Here is a 17,382-nt window from a genome sequence, read left to right as displayed (position 1 = left end):
GGAGTTATTATGAAAATTAGTCGCGTTGAATGTTTTCCGCTGAAGATCACCCCAAAGCAGGCCTATCTGGGGGGCAGCGTTGAGGGGCATGAAAGTGATTACTACTATCGCCCGGAGTACCGCTGCGTCTACTCGCGCAAAATGGAGACCTGCCTGGTCAAAATCACCACCGACGACGGCTGCGTCGGCTGGGGTGAAGCGCTGGCCCCGGTAGTGCCGCAGGTGATTGCGGAGCTGATAACCCAGCTCTTCGCACCGCTGCTGATAGGGCAATCGCCTCTCTCAAGCGGCGTGCTGAACGCCCGTATGTACGATGCAATGCGCGATCGCGGCCATATCACCGGCTACCACATCGACGCCCTTGCGGCCGTGGATATCGCCCTGTGGGATCTCAAAGGCAAGCTGCTCGGCCAGCCGGTCTGGCAACTGCTGGGCGGCGCGTACCGTGACACCATTCCTTGCTATGTTTCAGGCCTGCCTGAGCCCGACCTGCCTGCGCGTTGCCAGCTGGCGACACGCTGGCAGGAGAAGGGCTTTAACGCCGTCAAGCTGGCGCTGGGCTACGGCGTGCGGGAAGACATTGCCAACGTGCGAGCCATTCGTGAAACCCTGGGCGACGAGGCGAAAATCTTCCTCGATGCCCACTGGAATTACAGCGTGGCGGATGCCGCCGAACTGGCCACGGCGCTGCGCGAATTCGGCGTCGGTTTCCTTGAAGCGCCGCTGTTGCCGGAGGACGTGGCAGGGCACCGCGAGCTGCGCAGCAAAAGCCCGGTGGCGATCGCGCTGGGCGAAACCGAGCGCACCCGCTACCAGTTCAAACCCTTTATCGAACAGCGGGCGGCCGACATTTTGCAGCCGGACGTGGGCCGCACCGGCATCAGCGAGCTGATGCACATCGCCTCGCTGGCGGAGACCTGGAACCTGTTGGTCGCCCCGCATCTGAGCGTCGGGCTTGCGCCCTGCATCGCCGCCTCGCTGCACGTCGCGGCCGCCATCCCCAATCTCTACATGCTGGAGTATCAGCCCCCGGTCTTTGAGATTGCCAACCAGCTTCTCACCACGCCGCTCGTCTGCCAGCAGGGGGCGTATCAGCTGCCGCAGGGGCCGGGGCTGGGTATTGACATCAATGAAGACGCCGTCATGGAGGCAACATGTTAAAAGGCAACGTACCGATTCTGGCCACCGCGTTTGATGCTGAAGGCGAGGTGGATTTCGCCTCGATTGAGCGGCTGGTGAAATTCCTGCTGCAACAGGGCATAGATGGCCTGGCGCTGTTCGGCAATGCCTCCGAAGGCTATGCCCTGACCCAGGGTGAAAAAGAGGCGCTGTTCGCCTGCGTCAGGAGGCTGACCGGCGATCTGCCGCTGGTGGCCGCCGCCGGGGGCGCTGCCTCTGGGGTGGCGATTGAAGAGATCACCCGGGTACAGCGCTGGGGGGCTCAGGTCGCGATGGTGAATCCCCCGTCGGTGGTGAAACCGGGCCCTGAGGAGATCGTCAGTTTTTACCGGGATATCTGCGAGGCCTGCGACATTGAGATCATGATTCAGGATGCGCCACTGATGACCGGGGTCAACATCCCGGTGGCCACGCTGGTTAAGCTCTGCCAGTCGTTTCCGGCCATCAAGTACATCAAAGTGGAGCAACCGCCTACCACGTTGAAAATCTCCGCCCTGAAGCAGGCTCTGGGCGACAGCGTGGGCTTGTTCGGCGGCCTGAACGCCGGTTTTCTCTACGAAGAGCTGCGTCGCGGCGTGATCGGCACCATGCCCGCCTGCGAATTCCCGGACGTCATCAACATGATTTTGCAGGCCTGGCAGCACAACCCGCGGGAAGCACAGTCGCTCTTCTACCGCTATCTGCCGTTCCTGCGCTACGGCGTGCAGCCGGGGATCGGCGTGGCGATCCACAAAACCGTCCTGCACCGGGCGGGGATCTTCACAACCGACGTGGTGCGCGAACCGGCCAAACGGCTGGACGCGGTCACCCGCGACGAGTTGCAGGATCTCACTGACGCGCTGCCGCTGGCGGTGTTCGGAGCGCGGGTATGAATTACATCGCCGTTGACTGGGGCACCAGCAATTTTCGGGCAATCAGCGTGCGTGACGGCCAGGTGATCCGCACCGTGCAGGACACCTGCGGCGTCGCAACCTGCGAGCGCGACGAATTACCGGCGATTTTGCGCCAGCAGCTGTTGCGGCTGGAAGAGGCCTGGGACCCGCATCTGCCCGTGCTGCTGTGCGGCATGATTGGCAGCAATATTGGTATTGCCGATGCGGGCTATATGACCTTACCGCTCAGCTTCCGCGAGCTGCTGGGCAAGGGTCGCGAACTGCCCGGCATTCTCAGCAACCCGCTGACCCTGCGGCCAGGTATCTGCGATCCGCAGGCCAACGAGATCTGCCGGGGCGAAGAGATGCAACTAGCCGGGGCCATCGCCCTGACGGACGCCAGCACCTTTGCCGCCGTGGGCACCCACAGCAAATGGATGACCATCGATCGCCCGCAGCAGCGCGTGACGGGTCTGCGTACCCTGATGACCGGCGAGCTCTATCACCTGGTGCTCAATCACTCGGTGGTGGGCAAAGGCCTTCCTCCACAGGTTACTTCCGCCAGCGCCTTCAGCGAGGGGGTTGGCGTGGCGCAATCGGCAGAGGCAGGGCAGGGCGATCTGGTGAGCGAGCTGTTTCGCTGTCGGGGACGCTACATTCTGGGGAAACTCGACCCGGCTTTCGCCGCAAGCTGGCTCTCCGGCCTGCTGATAGGCCACGAGGTTCTGCGCGGTCATCCGGTGAAAGAGAAGGTCTGTTTTATCGGCAGCCAGGCCCTGCTTCCTCTCTACCAGCAAGCCTGCGAGCAAATCGGGCTGCCCTGCGCCACGCTGGGGGCGGAAACCGCGCTGATTGCCGGGCTGAACGAGGTATTCCGCCATGATCGCTAACGCCGACATTATTGCCATTTTACGTGGCATCACCCCTGCCGAGTGCGTGGAGCAGGTGGCCTGCCTGCGGGATCATGGCCTCACCACCGTTGAGATCACCACCAACTCGCCGGAGTGGATCGCCAGCCTGCGACGGCTGCGTGCCGCCTTTGGCGATGGGGTGACGGTGGGGGCGGGAACAGTGTTAACCCCGGAACATGTTGCCGCCAGCGCCGCCGCCGGGGCGCGGTTTATCCTCACCCCCAATCTTGATCCGGAGGTGATCCACGCGGCAAAACGTCACGATCTGGGGGTGTGCGCAGGGGTGATGACCCCCAGCGAGATTTTCAGCGCCTGCGAGGCGGGGGCCGACGTGCTGAAGATTTTTCCGGCCAGCGTCATGCCGCAAAACTATCCGCAAATGATCAAGGGCCCGCTCTCTGCGCCGGTACGCTTTTCGGCGGTAGGCGGGGTGGACGTCGATAACGCCGCCGACTACCTGCGCTATTACGACAGCGTCGGGATCGGCAGCGCGCTCTACAAGCCGGGGCAGTCAGTGGCCATCACCGCAGCGCGTTGCGCGCTACTGCTGGAGCGCCGGGAGCGCGGAGCCGCTGATTTTACGCGCGGCAGAGATCAGGAAATGGCGTAGCTTGTCGATGTCCAGCTTATCGCCCTGAATGTTCGACAGGGCGATGGCGGCCTGCATGCCCGGAATAATACAGGCCATGCGGTAATCTGTTTCGTTAAAGGTTTTACCAAACACCTGATGACGGCGGGCCTCTTCGATATCGCGCCTGAGCAGCTGGTAATCGTGTACGCCGAGGCGAGCCACGATCTCCTCGTCACTCATCGCCGACAGCAATTTAATGCCAATCACCGAGTCATGCACCGGAAAAGATTCGTAGTTTCCGATGGCCCTGGCGATGCTTTTGCCGCCGCGAGTGTGGATGAGATAGACCACGTTTTTGCCGCTCAGCACCCCCACGACAATCGACACCGAGTGGCTGCCGGTCTCCTCCAGCATCTCCAGCACGGCGGTATAAAACGCCGAATTATGGATCGCGTTCGCCGAGAGCCGGTGGATACCCATTCCCAGGCTGTACTTGCGCCTGGCGTCCTGCTGCACCATCTCCAGCGCCAGCAGGGTTTGCATAAGGCGGGAGACTTTCGCCGGATCCAGCCCCATCTCACGGCCAATTTCGCGAATACCAAAAGCGCGATTACCTGTCGCCAGCAGATTAAGGCAACGAAATGCGTCAAAGACAGTGCTGTTCATCTCACCTTCCGGGAATGTATTCAGGGTCTTAAGTGTAAGGGGAGAAGGGGAGGAAAAGTATTGTCGGCAGCGACGAGTGTGAACGTGACAGGAAAAAAGGTAACCGGGGAGCCAGTGCCCCCCGATCCACAGCCTTACAGCCCCTTCACAAACGTCAGCAGGTCTTCGTTCAGCTGGTCCTGATGCGTCAGCGCAAAGCCGTGCGGCGCGTTGTCGTACACTTTCAGCTCCGCGTTGCTAATCAGCTCCGCCGCCACTTTACCGGTGGTTTCAAACGGGACGATCTGGTCGTTGCTGCCGTGGATCACCAGCGTCGGCACGTCGACTTTGGCCATATCCGCACGGAAGTCGGTTTCGGCAAAGGCGGTTACGCAGTCCAGCGTCCCTTTCAGGGAGGCCAACAGGGCGATGTTCAGGGTCTGGGTCAGGCCGCCTTCAGACACTTTCTGTCCGGCGTTGAGGCCGTAGAACGGGGTGGCGAAATCGCTGATGAACTGGGCGCGATCTTTCAGCAGCCCGTCGCGAATGCCGGCGAAGACCGACTGATCCACACCCTGCGGATAAGAGTCAGACTTACCGAAGATCGGCGTGACCGCACCCAGCAGCGCCAGCCCGGCCACGCGGTCGGTGCCGTAAGTGCCGATATAGCGGCTCACGTCGCCGCCGCCCATGGAGAAGCCCACCAGGGTCACGTCGCGCAGATCGAGCGCGGTGATCAGGTCGTTGATGTCGGAGGCAAAGGTGTCGTAGTCATAGCCGTTCCACGGCTGATCTGAACGGCCAAAGCCGCGACGGTCGAAGGCGATGGCGCGGAAGCCGCGCTCGGCCAGATAGTTAAGCTGGCTGTCCCACATGTCGGCATCCAGCGGCCAGCCGTGGCTGAACAGCACCGGCTTACCCGCGCCCCAGTCTTTGTAGTAAATCTGCGTGCCGTCTTTCGCTTTGATCGTAGCCATAGTCTCTTCCTCAAAATGTTGTTTTAGGTTTTAAACCGGCGCCACCAGATAACGGGTCGCCGGGGGTGCATCGCCCTGATGAAAAGCCAGCACGCGGCTTTGCAGCAGGTGGTCGTTCATGGTGTGGCGCTCCTGCAGACGCAGGTGTTCAACCCACGAGCCCAGCAGGAAGGTCTCGATATACAGGCCCGGCCGGTCGATATCCTCATACACCGCCCAGCTCATGGCGCCCGCTCGCCGCCTGACCCGGCGCAGCTCGTGGACCGCCTGCAGAAAGTCGTTTACCGCGTCGGGATCAACCAGATATTCGCAGGAGACCAGCACCGGCCCGCGCTCGTTGGGGATGTTCTCCCGGGCGTCGTCGGCAATCAGGCCGCTGGTGTCCAGATTCAGGTTAGGATCTTTCTCCAGCTTCCAGCGCAGCACCGTGGCGCTCGCCAGCAGCATCCCCACCGTCGCCACGCAGAGTGACGTATAGGTGTTGAAGTGCGAGGCAATCTGTCCCCACAGGGCGCTGCCCGCGGTCATCGAGCCGAAAAAGACCGTCAGATAGACCGCCAGCGCCCGGGCCTTCACCCAGCGTGCGGCGCTGCGTTGCGCCCCCAGGTTGAGCGTGGACAGCACCGCAATCCACGCAAAGCCGGTGAAAAACTCAAACAGGTTCAGCAGCCAGAAGTGGCGCACGAAGGCCAGGGCCAGCATGGTGAGGGCGAAGACCAGGCTTGCCGCCACCATCAGCCGGTCGGCGTTCAGGCGCTGGCGCAGTCGTGGCAGCAGCACCGCCCCGGCAATCGCCCCCAGCCCGATGCAGGCCAGCATGATGCCGTACCCCGCCGGGCCAAGGCCCAGCTCCCGGCGCGCCACCAGCGGCAGCAGCGCCCAGCCCGCGCTGGCGAAGACGAAGAACGCCACGGTGCGGATCAACACATTACGCAGCACCGGGGCGGCGTGGACGTAGCGCACTCCGGCGCGCACCGCCGAGAAAAAGTGCTCCGGCGGCAGGCGCTGCACCGAGAGCGCAGGCTTCCAGCGCCACAGCACCCAGGCCACGCCCAGCACCGACAGGGCATTGAGCAGAAACACCATCCACGGCCCGGCCAGCGAGAGCAAAAAGCCGCCCAGCGCCGGGCCGATGGCGCGACTGATGTTCACCCCCAGCGAGTTGAGAGCAATCGCCGGGCCCAGCTCCGCCTTGCTCACCAGATCCGGCACCACCGCCTGGAACGGCGGCGAGCTCATGGCGCTGCCGACGCTCAGCAGAAACGCCGCCACCAGCAGCACCGTCGGCGTCACCTGGCCGGTAAACGACAGAATGGTCAGCCCGGCGGCGGCGATAAACACCCACAGTTGCGAAAACAGCAGGTACTTGCGCCGGTCGACGATATCCGCCATCACCCCGGAGGGCAGGGCGAAGAGGAACATCGGCAGGCTGCTCGCCGCCTGCACCATGGCGATATCCAGCGGATCGGCGCTCAGCGTCAGCATGCTCCAGTTGATGCCGACGTCGCTCATCCACGAGCCAACGTTCGACACCACCGTGGCGATCCACAGCATGCGGAACACCCGCTGGTGCAGCGGCTGCCACGTCGACATTGCCGGGGCAGGCGGGTGCTCGATGTGCGCGTCGGTCACCTGAGTCATGCGAATCTCTCCGTGGCACGCGAGCGTACCCGCCACGCGCCGGGGCCGGTGATGGCAAGGGTGGTGAAGATAATCAGCAGCAGCCAGCCAAACTGACCTTCGGCAATCGACCAGTCAGGGTGCACCGCCAGCATCGCCACCAGCAGCACGGCGATAATCGGCACGCAGGCCAGCCGGGTCGCCACGCCGAACAGGATCAGGATCGGGCAGATCACCTCGGCGAAGATCGCCGGGATCAGGCTGAAGTACGGCCCGAAGCCAAAGGGATCTTCGATCCGCGTCAGTTCTTCGCTGAAGTGCAGCACCTTCGGCAGGCCGTGGACGTAGAGCAACAGCAGGCTGCCGGTGATGCGCAGGAAGAACAGCCCCAGGTCGATCCGGGGCAGGGGTTGAGTTGAGTTCATCATGATCAGAACGCGAAGCAGCTGCAGCCCAGCGCTCCCCAGAAGGCGTTATCGTCGGCCACCGGCATCTCTGCGCTGCGGGCAAAATCGTGGGCGTGGTTATGCACGCCGCACGGCCCGCTGCAGTGGTGCACGGCGCTCATCCCCACCCGGGCGGCCTGCGGTGGCGCGGATCGGTAGTGTCCCGGCACCTTGACCACCGGCGACCACTCCGGCAGTACCGGGATGGCAGGCGGCGCCAGCGGGCCGAAAGCGCCTGCGGCATAGACGATATCGCCGTCCACCACCGTCAGCACCGACTCGATGCCCTTGATCTCCTCTTCCGGCACGCGGAAGAAGTCTTTGCTCAGCACCGCGAGATCCGCGAGCTGGCCCTTTTTGATCTGCCCTTTCTGGTTCTGCTCGTTCGAGAACCACGCGCTGCCCTGGGTCCAGAGCATCAGGGCGGTATCGCGATCCAGACGGGCGCTGTGATCGTACATCTGCATGCCGCCCACGGTGCGCCCGGAGACCAGCCAGTAGAGCGCGGTCCACGGGTTGTAGCTCGCCACGCGGGTGGCGTCGGTCCCTAAGCCTACCGGCACGCCGGTCTCCAGCATGCGGGTCACCGGCGGGGTATGGCGCACAGCCTCCATCCCGTAGCGCTCGGCGAAGTACTCGCCCTGGAAGGCCATGCGGTGCTGCACGGCGATGCCGCCGCCCAGGGCCTTGATGCGGTCGATGTTGCGCTGGGTGACGGTCTCGGCGTGGTCGAAGAACCAGTGCAGGCCGTCGAACGGGATCTCGCGGTTCACCTTCTCGAAAACGTCCAGCATCCGGCTGATGGACTCGTCATAGGTGGCGTGCAGGCGGAACGGCCAGCGGTGCTCCACCAGATGGCGCACCACGCGCTCCAGCTCGTCCTCCATGCCGGGGGCCAGATCCGGGCGCGGCTCGAGGAAATCCTCGAAGTCGGCGGCGGAGAAGACCAGCATCTCCCCCGCGCCGTTATGGCGGAAGAAGTCGGTGCCCTGGCCCGGCTTGAGCATGTCGGTCCACTTCTCGAAGTCCTCCAGCTCGTGGCCGGGACGCTGGGTGAAGAGGTTGTAGGCGATGCGGATGGTCATCTGCTTTTTGTCGTGCAGCTCGGCGATCACCTCGTAGTCTTCCGGGTAGTTCTGGAAACCGCCGCCCGCGTCGATGGCGCTGGTCAGCCCCAGACGGTTCAGCTCACGCATGAACTGGCGGGTGGAGTTCACCTGCTGCTCCAGAGGCAGTTTCGGCCCTTTGGCGAGGGTGGCGTAGAGGATCATGGCGTTCGGACGGGCGATCAGCATCCCGGTCGGGTTGCCGTTGGCGTCGCGCTGGATCTCGCCGCCCGGCGGGTTCGGCGTCTCTTTGGTGTAACCCACCACCTTCAGCGCCGCGCGGTTGAGCAGGGCGCGATCGTAGAGGTGCAGGATAAAGACCGGGGTATCCGGCGCGGCCTCGTTGATCTCATCCAGGGTCGGCATGCGGCGCTCGGCAAACTGGAACTCGCTCCAGCCGCCCACCACGCGCACCCACTGCGGGGACGGGGTGCGCAGGGCCTGCTCTTTCAGCATCCGCAGGGCGTCGGCCAGCGACGGCACCCCTTCCCAGCGCAGCTCGAGGTTGTAGTTCAGCCCGCCGCGGATCAGGTGCAGGTGCGAATCGTTGAGACCGGGGATGGCGGTATGGCCTTTGAGATCCACCACTTTGGTGGTCTCGTCGTGGTACTGCATCACGTCGGCTACGGTGCCGACGGCAAGGAATTTGCCGTCACGTACGGCCACCGCTTCGGCGAGGGGATTTTCACGGTCGACGGTATGAAACTGGCCATTCACCAGAATCAGATCTGCTTTAGCAGAGGAAGTCATAACTGCTCCTGACTGAGAGGGGTTTGGTCAGGATTATTGGAACCGGTTACCGAAAAAACCAGTTATACAAAGGGATAGGTATACCAAAGTATAACTATACCGACGTATAACTATACGAAAGGTTAATTATACAAAGAGATAATTACCTCCGGGGCGAGAGAGACATAGGATGCAGTCAACGCATCGTCAAAGGTGGTGCGGCGGATTTCACCTGTTAACCTCACTGGATACCATTATGTCTAACTCAAAGCTCGAAGTGTTAACCCCGGATAACTGTCAGATTATCTTCATCGACCAGCAGCCGCAGATGGCGTTTGGCGTGCAGTCTATCGACCGTCAGGTGCTGAAAAACAACGTGGTAGCGCTGGCGAAATCGGCCAAAGTGTTCAACATCCCGACCACCATCACCACCGTTGAAACCGAAAGCTTCTCCGGCAACACCTTCCCGGAACTGCTGGACGTCTTCCCGGGGAAAGACATTCTTGAGCGCTCCTCCATGAACTCCTGGGATGACCAGAAAGTGCGTGACGCCCTGAAAGCCAACGGCAAGAAGAAAGTGGTGGTCTCCGGCCTGTGGACCGAAGTGTGCAACAACACCTTCGCCCTGTGCGCGATGCTGGAAGGCGACTACGAGATCTACATGGTGGCGGATGCGTCCGGCGGCACCTCCAAAGAGGCCCACGACTTCGCGATGCAGCGCATGATCCAGGCCGGCGTGATCCCGGTAACCTGGCAGCAGGTGATGCTGGAGTGGCAGCGTGACTGGGCGCGTAAAGAGACCTACAACGCGGTAATGGATATCGTGCGTGAGCACTCCGGTGCCTACGGCATGGGCGTGGATTATGCCTACACCATGGTGCACAAAGCACCGTCTCGCCAGAAGAGCGAGCACGAAACCCTGGCCCCGGTTCCGGCCCCGGTCCGCTAAGTTCGACGCGGCAGGCTGGGCCCTCATCCGGCCTGCCGCTGACCTCCCTGGAGTTCACCATGAGTACTGGGTTAATTTCCCTCGCGGCAGGCGTGCTGATAGGCCTGCTCTACGCGCTGCTGAAAGTGCGTTCCCCCGCGCCGCCCGCGCTGGCGCTGATTGGCCTGCTGGGAATGCTGGCCGGCGAACAGGCGACCCGCCATTTTCTGCACGCTGACGACACCGCGCAAAAAGCGCCCGTCACCCTCTCCACAGGAGCCTCGTCATGAAAGCCTGGGTCATTTCACTGAGCTGTGGAATTCTGGCAGGGGTTATTTATGCCGCAATTGATGTACACTCGCCCGCGCCGCCCGTCGTTGCGCTGATGGGGCTGTTTGGCATGCTGGTGGGGGAGCAGCTGATCCCGATTGGCCGCCGTCTTTTCAGCCGCCAGCTGACGATGACCTGGTTTCGTCACGAATGCGTTCCCAAAATCAGCGGCACTCCGCCTCCACCCCGTCCCGGCGACGGCAGTGAGGGTTAATCACGATTTATTTGAGGAACACGAGCATGCCGCAGCGCATAGCCATCATTGATGATGAACGGTCTGTTCGCAGCGGGTTAAGCAACCTGCTGCAGTCGGAGGGGTACGCCACAGAAGCCTTCGACTCGGCGGAGGGGTTTCTCAGCCACCCCACCGCGCTGACCGACGCGGCGCTGGTGATTGCCGACATCCGCCTGAGGGGGATGAACGGCCTGGAGATGCTCGACAGGCTTCACCTTATCGCCACTTCACCCCCGCCGCTCATTTTTATCTCTGGTCATGCGGATGACAACATAGAGCGCTACGCTGTTGAGAATGGCGCCGTTGTTTTTCTGCGCAAACCCATTAATGTCGATGTGTTGCTGGCGCATATTCAGCGCGCGCTCGCCAGCTGACAACACCTTTACCTGTTTCCCACGAGAACCATTAATGAAGAAAAATAAGGAACGTGGATGACTAACCCATCGCTGCCTGAGATCTGGCCCGCCCCCGGAAATTTATCCGAAGGGCGGGCTTTTGTGCTTAAAGAAGACGTTATTTTTACTCCGCTGGGGCAGGAGGGGAGCCTCTGCTGGCTCAACGCCCGGCTGCCCCGTTCCGGCGGAGCCTTTATCATCGCCACCGCCGTGAGCGATGAAGAAGAGGCCAGCGCAACGCGCCTGCTGCGCAACGAGTTTGCCCTGCGGGAGTACCTGAGCGACGACTGGGCCGTGCGCCCGGTCGCCAGCACCCAGTACCACGGGCGCTTTGCACTGGTTTATGCCCCTTTTTCCTTTGTGCTGCTGACGCGTATCGTGGGCGCGCCGATGGCCTGCATCCAGAGCTTTCTGGAGCTGGCGATCCGCATCAGCCTGCCCCTGCGGCTGATGCATCTGCGCAACCTGGTGCACGGGGATATCAAACCGGGGAATATCTTTATTCACGAGGACAATACCTGTCGTCTGGGGGGCTTTGGCCTGTCGTCCGGCACCTCGGAAGAGCTGCAGCAGTCGAGGCTGGCGGTGGTGGGCGGCACGCCCGCCTACATGTCGCCGGAACACACCACCCGCACCCATCGCGCGGTGGACAGCCGCAGCGATCTCTACAGCCTCGGGGTGGTGCTTTACGAGCTGCTTACCGGCAGCCTGCCGTTTGAGCTGGGTGGCCAGGATCAGGGCAAGTGGGCGCACTATCACATCGCCTCGGAACCGCGATCGCCAGGAGAGGTCAGCCCCGGCGTGCCCGCCATGCTGTCGGCCATCGTGCTGAAAATGCTGGCGAAAAAACCGGAAAACCGGTATCAGACCATCGATGGCCTGATTGCCGACCTGCGCCGCTGCCAGGCCACCCTGAGCGACGAGGGGGATATTGCCGCCTTCACGCCGGGTTTGCAGGATCGCTCGCCGGCGTTTCATCTCACCGATACCCTCTACACCGCCCATCCTCAGGCGGCGGATCTGATCCACGCCTTTGACCGGGTGAGCCGGGATGGGATTGCCGGATTTGTGGCCATCAGCGGCCCGTCGGGGATCGGTAAGTCGTCGCTGATCGCCTCGGCCCTGAAGGCCTTACAGCACCGCAGCGCGCTGCTGGCGGTGGGCAAGGTGGATCAGTTTTCCCCTACGCTGCCCTATGCCGCCCTGACCTCGGCGTTTCGCACCCTGGCGCTGCACCTGCTGGGGCTCCCGGCGGTGGAGGTGGCGCACTGGAAGATCCGCCTCTCAAGGGAGCTGGAGGGCTACGAAGAGCTGGCCGTCAGTCTGGTGCCGGAGCTGCGGCTGCTGCTGGACAACAAGCCGCGCTTCTCCAGCGATACCTTCTCCATCGACGCCCGGGCGCGCTTCAGCCACATGGTGCTGGCGCTGGTCAAAACCTTCGCCAGCGCGGGCGCTCCGCTGGTGCTGCTGCTGGACGATATCCACTGGATCGACCCCGCCAGCCTGCAAATTCTCGAATACCTGCTGACCCACGGCAGTAACATGCCGCTGCTGATGGTGGTGGCGCACCGGGACGCCTGCTCGCTGCCGGACAACACCCTGCATCAGCAGCTGGCGAACCTGCACCTGGCGTCGCGCAACACCACCGAGCTGCGCCCGGAGCCGCTGTCGGTGAAGGCGGTCTCCCGCTGGCTGGCGAACATCTTCCATACCCGCTCCGCCAGCACCGCCGATCTGGCCGGGCTGATCCACGAGAAAACCGGCGGCAACCCGCTGTTCGTGCATGAGTTCTTCCGCCGCATCGTCGATGACGGGCTGGTGACGCACAATAAATATCAGGACAAGTGGCACTACGATCTGCACGCCATCCGCACCCGGCACTACACCGAAAACGTGGTCACCCTGGTGCTGCAGCAGCTGGAGGAGATGCCCGAAGAGACCCGCCGCCTGCTGGGCAGCATCGCCTGTCTGGGCGGTAGCGGCGAGCTGGAGATGGTCTGCCGGGTGGTGTCGATGTCGGTGGCGGAGATCCGCTATGCCCTGCACCCGGCGGTGACGGCGCAGCTGATCACCCTCAGCGCCGACGGCTATGCCTTTACCCACGACCGGGTTCAGGAGGCGGCGTTCGCCCTGCTGGATAACGCCGAGCGTAGCCGCCTGCACCTTACCACCGCCAGCCTGCTGGCGGAGTCGGCCCGTCAGGCGGCGGGCAACGAGATCCTGTTCCGCGCCGTCCACCACGTCACGGCGGCGCTGGACTGCATCCAGCCTGCGCCCCAGCGCCAGATGTTCCGCGAGCTGAGCCTGCTGGCCGCCCGACGCGCCCGGCGCTCGGGGGATTATCTGTCCGCCCTGAGCTACATCCAGACCGCCCGGGCGCTGGGCAACGCCGGTGCCGCGCCCGAGAGCACCAGCGATTTTATCCTCGACAGCGAAGAGGCCGGGTGCGAGTTCGCGCTGGGTAATCTTGAGACCACCCGCAGGCTGTGCGACCGCATTCTCGGCTCCCCCGGCGGGCTGGCGGAGAAGGCGCTGGCGGCCAACCTGCTGGCGGAAGTCTATATGCGCCAGTCCGACAACCGGCTGGCGCTGGAGGCGGCCCTGTGCTGGCTGGCGGTGTTTGGCATTCACGTCAGCCGCTTCCCGGAGACCGCCGAGTGCGACGAGGCCTGGCAGAGCCTGTGCAACCGCGTTGGCGATAATCCGCAGAGCCATTTCAACCGGCTGCCGCTGATGAAAGATGGCGATACCGAGGCGGTGATGAACCTGCTCAACAGCGCCAGCCTGTTCGCCAGCTTTACCAGCTCGCGCCTGCATTTCGTGCTGCTGTGCCGGATGATGCACCTGACCCTCGATCACGGCATTACCGGCGCCTCCACCACCGCGATGGCGTGGTTCGGGGTGCTGATTGGCCACCGCTACGCCGAATACCGGCTCGGCTTCCAGTACGGCACCCTGGCCCGGGAGCTGGTAAACCGCCACGGCTACGACGCCTTTGAAGCCAAAACCCTGCTGCCGCTGGATCAGCTCAGCGTCTGGACCCAGCCGCTGGGCTACACCATCGAGTGCGCCAAAGCCTGCTTTACCTCCGCCGTAACCCACGGGGACATGACCGTGGCCTGCTTTGCCGCCTGTCATCAGGTGATCAACTTCCTGACCCGGGGCGATCACCTCGACGCGGTACTGATGAGTATCGAGCGCGGGCTGGCCTTCGTGCGCAAAACCCATTTCCAGGACGTGGAGGCGATCCTGCTGATGCAGCGCCACTACGTGGAGCACCTGCGCACCCCGGTGAGCGGCCCCTGGAGCGCCAGCGAGGTGCTGCCGCAATCCCTGCTGCCCGGCGCTACAGGGCAGGCCACGGAGCAGACCTCCACCATGCTGTTCTGGTTCTGGCTCTATCGCGGCATGGCCCACTTCGCCTGCGGCGAATTCCCGCAGGCGGCGGAGAACCTGGCCCAGGCCGGGCGGTTTGCCTGGTCCGCGCCGGGCCATATTCATCTGCTGGACTACCACCTCTACAGCGCGCTAACCCTCTCGCAGCAGCTGACCCCGGAGACCTTTACCGCCGATCTGCGCCGCCAGATCCACCTCCATTACGACAAAATCGCCCTCTGGGCGCGGATCAACCCCGGCACCTTCGCCGATAAAGAGGCGCTGATCTACGCCGAGATTGTGCGCCTCGACGGCATGAACAGCATCGCCCTCGAACAGTACGAGAAGGCGGTGCGCCTCTCCCGCGAAGGGGGCTTCAACCCGTTCAACGCTCTGGCTCATGAGCTGGCGGGCCGCTTCGCCCACGCCTGCGGCTACACCACCGCCGCCGATGCCCACTTCCGCGGGGCGATAACCGCCTGGGCGCGGGCGGGGGCGCAGTCGAAGGTGCGCCAGCTGGAGCGGGATTTCCCCTGGCTGATGGCGCCCGGGCAGGCCAACGCCTGGGACACCGTGGCCTTTGCCCGCAACGAGGAGATCCGCGATCTGCAGAGCGTGATCAAGGCGTCGCGCGCCCTGTCGGAGGAGATCAACCTCGAGCGGCTGATCGAAACCCTGATGACCATCCTGCTGGAGCGTGCCGGGGCGCAGCGCGGCTTTTTGATCCGGGTGAACGACAACAACATTCCGGAGATCGAGGCCAGCGCCAGCACCACCACCGACGGGGTGCGGGTGCAGATCCGCAAACACGTGCCGATGGCGACCGAGATGCCGCTGACGGTGCTGGCGGCGGTGATCCGCACCGGGCAGGAGATCCACACCGGTAAACCGGAGGAGTTCCACCCCTTCAGCCAGGATCCGTATCTGGTCACCTCCGGCGCGGCGGTGATGTGCGTTCCGATGTTCAAGCAGGCGCGGCTGGTGGGGGTGCTGTATCTGGAAAACCGCCTGATGCCGGAGGTCTTTACCGTCGAGCACTCCCGGGTGGTGAGCCTGCTGGGGGCCCATGCCGCCATCTCGCTGGAGACTGCCCGGCTCTATGCCGAACTGCTGGAAGAGAACCAGCAGCGCCGCCGGGTAGAGAAAGAGCTGCGGGCAAGCCAGACCTCGCTGATGCTGGGGGAGCAGATCAGCCACACCGGCAGCTGGCGCTGGGAGCTGCAGCAAGATCTGATGTTTATGTCGGAGGAGTACGCCCGCATTCTGGGCCTGCCGGAGAAGCAGAAGATGATCTCGATGGCGGAGTTCCTGACGTTTGTGCATCAGGATGACTATCCGCGCATCAGCACCCTGGTGACCGAGAGCGTGCGCGACGGCCTGACCATGCGCGCCGAGTTCCGCATCATCCGCGCCGACGGCGCCGTGCGCACTATCCTGGGGATTGGCGATCCGGTGGGGGTGGGCAGCGAAGTGAACGAGTATTACGGCATCATCACCGACATCACCACCCAGCGCACGGCAGAAGACTCCATGCGGGTGGCCCAGGCGGAGCTGGCCCGCGTCTCGCGCGCCACCACCGTCGGGCAGTTAACCTCGTCCATCGCCCACGAGATCAACCAGCCGCTGATGTCGATTGTCGCCAACGCCGGGGCGAGCCTGCGCTGGCTGAACCGCGAACCGGCCCGGCTGGATAAGGCGCGAATTGGGCTGGAGGAGATTGTCTCCGAGGGCGAGCGGGCGGGGGAGATCATCCGCAGCCTGCAGTCCTTGACCCGCAAGCAGGATCCGGCCTTCACCCGCATCGATCTGCACCACCTGGTGCGGCACATCATCACCCTGTCGCGCAGCGAGTTGGATCGTCGAAGTATCAGCGTCAGCTTTGCCCTGGCGGCAGAAAACAGTTTTATCGTGGCTGACAGCGTGCAGATCCAGCAGGTGCTGCTGAACCTGGTGATGAACGCGGTGGAGGCGATGGCGGAGATCAAGGATCGTCCCGGCACGCTGCTGCTGTCGACGTCGAATCCGGAAAAGGGCGGGATCAAATTTGAGATTGCCGACAGCGGGACCGGCATCGCGCCGGGGCAGGGCGAGCGCATTTTTGACTCGTTCTACTCCACCAAAGCCCAGGGAATGGGGGTGGGGCTGACCATCAGCTACAGCATTATCGAGCGCCACCGCGGCAAGCTGACGGCCAGCAACCGCCAGCCGCACGGCTGCGTCTTCGCCTTTACCCTGCCGCTGGCAGAGGGCGAGACGTCACTCTGAGGGCTGGCTTCTGGTCAGGCGCTCTGCGGCCCTGACCAGATCCGCCAGCGAGCGGGCCTGCATCTTCTCCATCACCCGACGGCGGTGGACTTTGACGGTAATTTCACTCACCCCTAGCTCGGCGGCGATCTGCTTGTTCAGCATCCCGCTGATCGCCAGCTGCAACACCTCCTGCTCGCGCGGCGTCAGCGAGAGATGGCGCTGCTTCAGGGAGTACTGCTCCCGCAGCTGCAGGGCGTTCTCTTCCGCCAGCTTCAGCGCGTCGCCAATGGAGTTCAGCAGGTCATTCGACGCCACCGGTTTGGTGAGAAACTCATACGCGCCGCCCTTCATCGCCTTTACCGTCATCGGTATGGTGCCGTGACCGGTTAGATAGATAATCGGGATCTCGCGTCCGCTGGCCTTCAGGGAGTCCGCCACCTCAAACCCGCTGATGGTCGGCATCTGCATATCGAGGATCACGCAGGAGGGCACGTCTTCAAAGGCGTGTTGTAAAAAGGATTCTGCCGAGGAAAAGTCGAGGGCGTTCAGCCCGGCAGACTCCAGCAGCCCGACAACGGACCGCCTGACAGCGTGATCATCATCAACGACGTAGACAATATGTTCCATTAATAGCCCCAATGATTCAGCCTGACAGAGATGAGAGGATTTCGCTCAGCGTGAAAACTACCTCCCTCATGTTCAAGCGGTTATGGCGGCAGTTTTATGAACGCAGTCACTTTAACACATTAATTATCATTATCATTTAACTATATGATAACTGTATGAATGCGGTAGAGGCGTTTTCAAAACCGCTTT

The 17,382-nt window shown here is 63.0% G+C and carries 15 protein-coding genes; 9 read left to right on the top strand and 6 right to left on the bottom strand.

The genetic code is table 11. From position 1 onward, the window contains the following. The first annotated feature begins 9 nt into the window (after positions 1–9). From K5I40_RS09370 to K5I40_RS09355, 4 genes are read left to right on the top strand one after another with little or no spacing between them, the layout of a single operon-like run. The gene (locus tag K5I40_RS09370; protein ID WP_223074407.1) at positions 10–1,161 is read left to right on the top strand and encodes a mandelate racemase/muconate lactonizing enzyme family protein; all 1,152 of its coding nucleotides are present in this window, start codon (positions 10–12) and stop codon (positions 1,159–1,161) included. Next, a complete protein-coding gene (locus K5I40_RS09365) occupies positions 1,155–2,051 on the top strand; it encodes a dihydrodipicolinate synthase family protein (RefSeq protein WP_139564144.1) in 897 nt (298 codons plus the stop codon). The genes K5I40_RS09370 and K5I40_RS09365 overlap by 7 nt, the downstream gene beginning before the upstream one ends. Beyond that, positions 2,048–2,941 (top strand): 2-dehydro-3-deoxygalactonokinase, encoded by an 894-nt coding sequence (locus K5I40_RS09360; RefSeq protein WP_223074406.1) that lies wholly within the window; start codon positions 2,048–2,050, stop codon positions 2,939–2,941. Before K5I40_RS09365 ends, K5I40_RS09360 begins: the two co-directional genes overlap by 4 nt. Then, positions 2,931–3,572: a 2-dehydro-3-deoxyphosphogluconate aldolase gene (locus tag K5I40_RS09355; protein WP_223074405.1), complete on the top strand. Its 642-nt coding sequence runs from the start codon at positions 2,931–2,933 to the stop codon at positions 3,570–3,572. The genes K5I40_RS09360 and K5I40_RS09355 overlap by 11 nt, the downstream gene beginning before the upstream one ends. Here the strand turns inward: K5I40_RS09355 and K5I40_RS09350 are convergent. From K5I40_RS09350 to K5I40_RS09330, 5 genes are all read right to left on the bottom strand, one after another. Further along, positions 3,504–4,199 carry a helix-turn-helix domain-containing protein gene (locus tag K5I40_RS09350; RefSeq protein ID WP_139564150.1) on the bottom strand — a complete coding sequence of 232 codons (696 nt, stop codon included), beginning with the start codon at positions 4,197–4,199 and terminating at the stop codon, positions 3,504–3,506. The two genes, K5I40_RS09355 and K5I40_RS09350, sit on opposite strands and share 69 nt — an antisense overlap. A gap of 134 nt (positions 4,200–4,333) precedes the next feature. Continuing rightward, the gene (locus tag K5I40_RS09345; protein ID WP_039030563.1) at positions 4,334–5,155 is read right to left on the bottom strand and encodes an alpha/beta fold hydrolase; all 822 of its coding nucleotides are present in this window, start codon (positions 5,153–5,155) and stop codon (positions 4,334–4,336) included. A 30-nt stretch (positions 5,156–5,185) separates the two neighbouring features. Beyond that, positions 5,186–6,796 carry an MFS transporter gene (locus tag K5I40_RS09340; RefSeq protein WP_139564152.1) on the bottom strand — a complete coding sequence of 537 codons (1,611 nt, stop codon included), beginning with the start codon at positions 6,794–6,796 and terminating at the stop codon, positions 5,186–5,188. Continuing rightward, positions 6,793–7,200, bottom strand: coding sequence for a DoxX family protein (locus K5I40_RS09335; RefSeq protein WP_375540635.1), 408 nt, complete (start codon positions 7,198–7,200; stop codon positions 6,793–6,795). The genes K5I40_RS09340 and K5I40_RS09335 overlap by 4 nt, the downstream gene beginning before the upstream one ends. 5 nt (positions 7,201–7,205) lie before the next feature. After that, positions 7,206–9,077, bottom strand: a complete 1,872-nt coding sequence (locus tag K5I40_RS09330; protein WP_223074403.1) for an amidohydrolase — start codon at positions 9,075–9,077, stop codon at positions 7,206–7,208. Positions 9,078–9,312: 235 nt separating this feature from the next. Between K5I40_RS09330 and K5I40_RS09325 the strand changes: the two genes are divergently transcribed. Genes K5I40_RS09325 through K5I40_RS09305 form a run of 5 tightly spaced genes read left to right on the top strand, consistent with a single transcriptional unit; the run spans position 9,313 to position 16,584 of the window. Next, positions 9,313–10,005 carry a hydrolase gene (locus K5I40_RS09325; RefSeq protein ID WP_039030559.1) on the top strand — a complete coding sequence of 231 codons (693 nt, stop codon included), beginning with the start codon at positions 9,313–9,315 and terminating at the stop codon, positions 10,003–10,005. Positions 10,006–10,064: 59 nt separating this feature from the next. Continuing rightward, entirely contained in the window at positions 10,065–10,274 is a 210-nt protein-coding gene (locus K5I40_RS09320) for a DUF1427 family protein (RefSeq protein ID WP_032616311.1), read from the top strand. Next, positions 10,271–10,528, top strand: a complete 258-nt coding sequence (locus K5I40_RS09315; RefSeq protein ID WP_039030557.1) for a DUF1427 family protein — start codon at positions 10,271–10,273, stop codon at positions 10,526–10,528. The genes K5I40_RS09320 and K5I40_RS09315 overlap by 4 nt, the downstream gene beginning before the upstream one ends. Positions 10,529–10,554: 26 nt before the next feature. Further along, positions 10,555–10,923, top strand: a complete 369-nt coding sequence (locus K5I40_RS09310) for a response regulator (RefSeq protein WP_138370156.1) — start codon at positions 10,555–10,557, stop codon at positions 10,921–10,923. A 57-nt stretch (positions 10,924–10,980) separates the two neighbouring features. Next, positions 10,981–16,584, top strand: a complete 5,604-nt coding sequence (locus K5I40_RS09305) for an AAA family ATPase (protein ID WP_223074402.1) — start codon at positions 10,981–10,983, stop codon at positions 16,582–16,584. Here the strand turns inward: K5I40_RS09305 and K5I40_RS09300 are convergent. Further along, positions 16,576–17,193 carry a response regulator transcription factor gene (locus tag K5I40_RS09300; RefSeq protein WP_223074401.1) on the bottom strand — a complete coding sequence of 206 codons (618 nt, stop codon included), beginning with the start codon at positions 17,191–17,193 and terminating at the stop codon, positions 16,576–16,578. The two genes, K5I40_RS09305 and K5I40_RS09300, sit on opposite strands and share 9 nt — an antisense overlap. Positions 17,194–17,382: the final 189 nt, after the last annotated feature.

This window comes from Leclercia sp. LTM14 (assembly GCF_023736175.1).
Classification (GTDB): domain Bacteria; phylum Pseudomonadota; class Gammaproteobacteria; order Enterobacterales; family Enterobacteriaceae; genus Enterobacter; species Enterobacter barmai.
Note: the sequence above shows the minus strand (reverse complement) of the source record. Positions and strands in the feature narration are given on the sequence as shown.

Excerpts from the sequence above, each read along its gene's own strand:
- K5I40_RS09370 (WP_223074407.1), top strand. The coding sequence starts at position 10 with ATGAAAATTAGTCGCGTTGAATGTTTTCCGCTGAAGATCACCCCAAAG.
- K5I40_RS09365 (WP_139564144.1), top strand. The coding sequence starts at position 1,155 with ATGTTAAAAGGCAACGTACCGATTCTGGCCACCGCGTTTGATGCTGAA.
- K5I40_RS09360 (WP_223074406.1), top strand. The coding sequence starts at position 2,048 with ATGAATTACATCGCCGTTGACTGGGGCACCAGCAATTTTCGGGCAATC.
- K5I40_RS09355 (WP_223074405.1), top strand. The coding sequence starts at position 2,931 with ATGATCGCTAACGCCGACATTATTGCCATTTTACGTGGCATCACCCCT.
- K5I40_RS09350 (WP_139564150.1), bottom strand. The coding sequence starts at position 4,199 with ATGAACAGCACTGTCTTTGACGCATTTCGTTGCCTTAATCTGCTGGCG.
- K5I40_RS09345 (WP_039030563.1), bottom strand. The coding sequence starts at position 5,155 with ATGGCTACGATCAAAGCGAAAGACGGCACGCAGATTTACTACAAAGAC.
- K5I40_RS09340 (WP_139564152.1), bottom strand. The coding sequence starts at position 6,796 with ATGACTCAGGTGACCGACGCGCACATCGAGCACCCGCCTGCCCCGGCA.
- K5I40_RS09335 (WP_375540635.1), bottom strand. The coding sequence starts at position 7,200 with ATGAACTCAACTCAACCCCTGCCCCGGATCGACCTGGGGCTGTTCTTC.
- K5I40_RS09330 (WP_223074403.1), bottom strand. The coding sequence starts at position 9,077 with ATGACTTCCTCTGCTAAAGCAGATCTGATTCTGGTGAATGGCCAGTTT.
- K5I40_RS09325 (WP_039030559.1), top strand. The coding sequence starts at position 9,313 with ATGTCTAACTCAAAGCTCGAAGTGTTAACCCCGGATAACTGTCAGATT.
- K5I40_RS09320 (WP_032616311.1), top strand. The coding sequence starts at position 10,065 with ATGAGTACTGGGTTAATTTCCCTCGCGGCAGGCGTGCTGATAGGCCTG.
- K5I40_RS09315 (WP_039030557.1), top strand. The coding sequence starts at position 10,271 with ATGAAAGCCTGGGTCATTTCACTGAGCTGTGGAATTCTGGCAGGGGTT.
- K5I40_RS09310 (WP_138370156.1), top strand. The coding sequence starts at position 10,555 with ATGCCGCAGCGCATAGCCATCATTGATGATGAACGGTCTGTTCGCAGC.
- K5I40_RS09305 (WP_223074402.1), top strand. The coding sequence starts at position 10,981 with ATGACTAACCCATCGCTGCCTGAGATCTGGCCCGCCCCCGGAAATTTA.
- K5I40_RS09300 (WP_223074401.1), bottom strand. The coding sequence starts at position 17,193 with ATGGAACATATTGTCTACGTCGTTGATGATGATCACGCTGTCAGGCGG.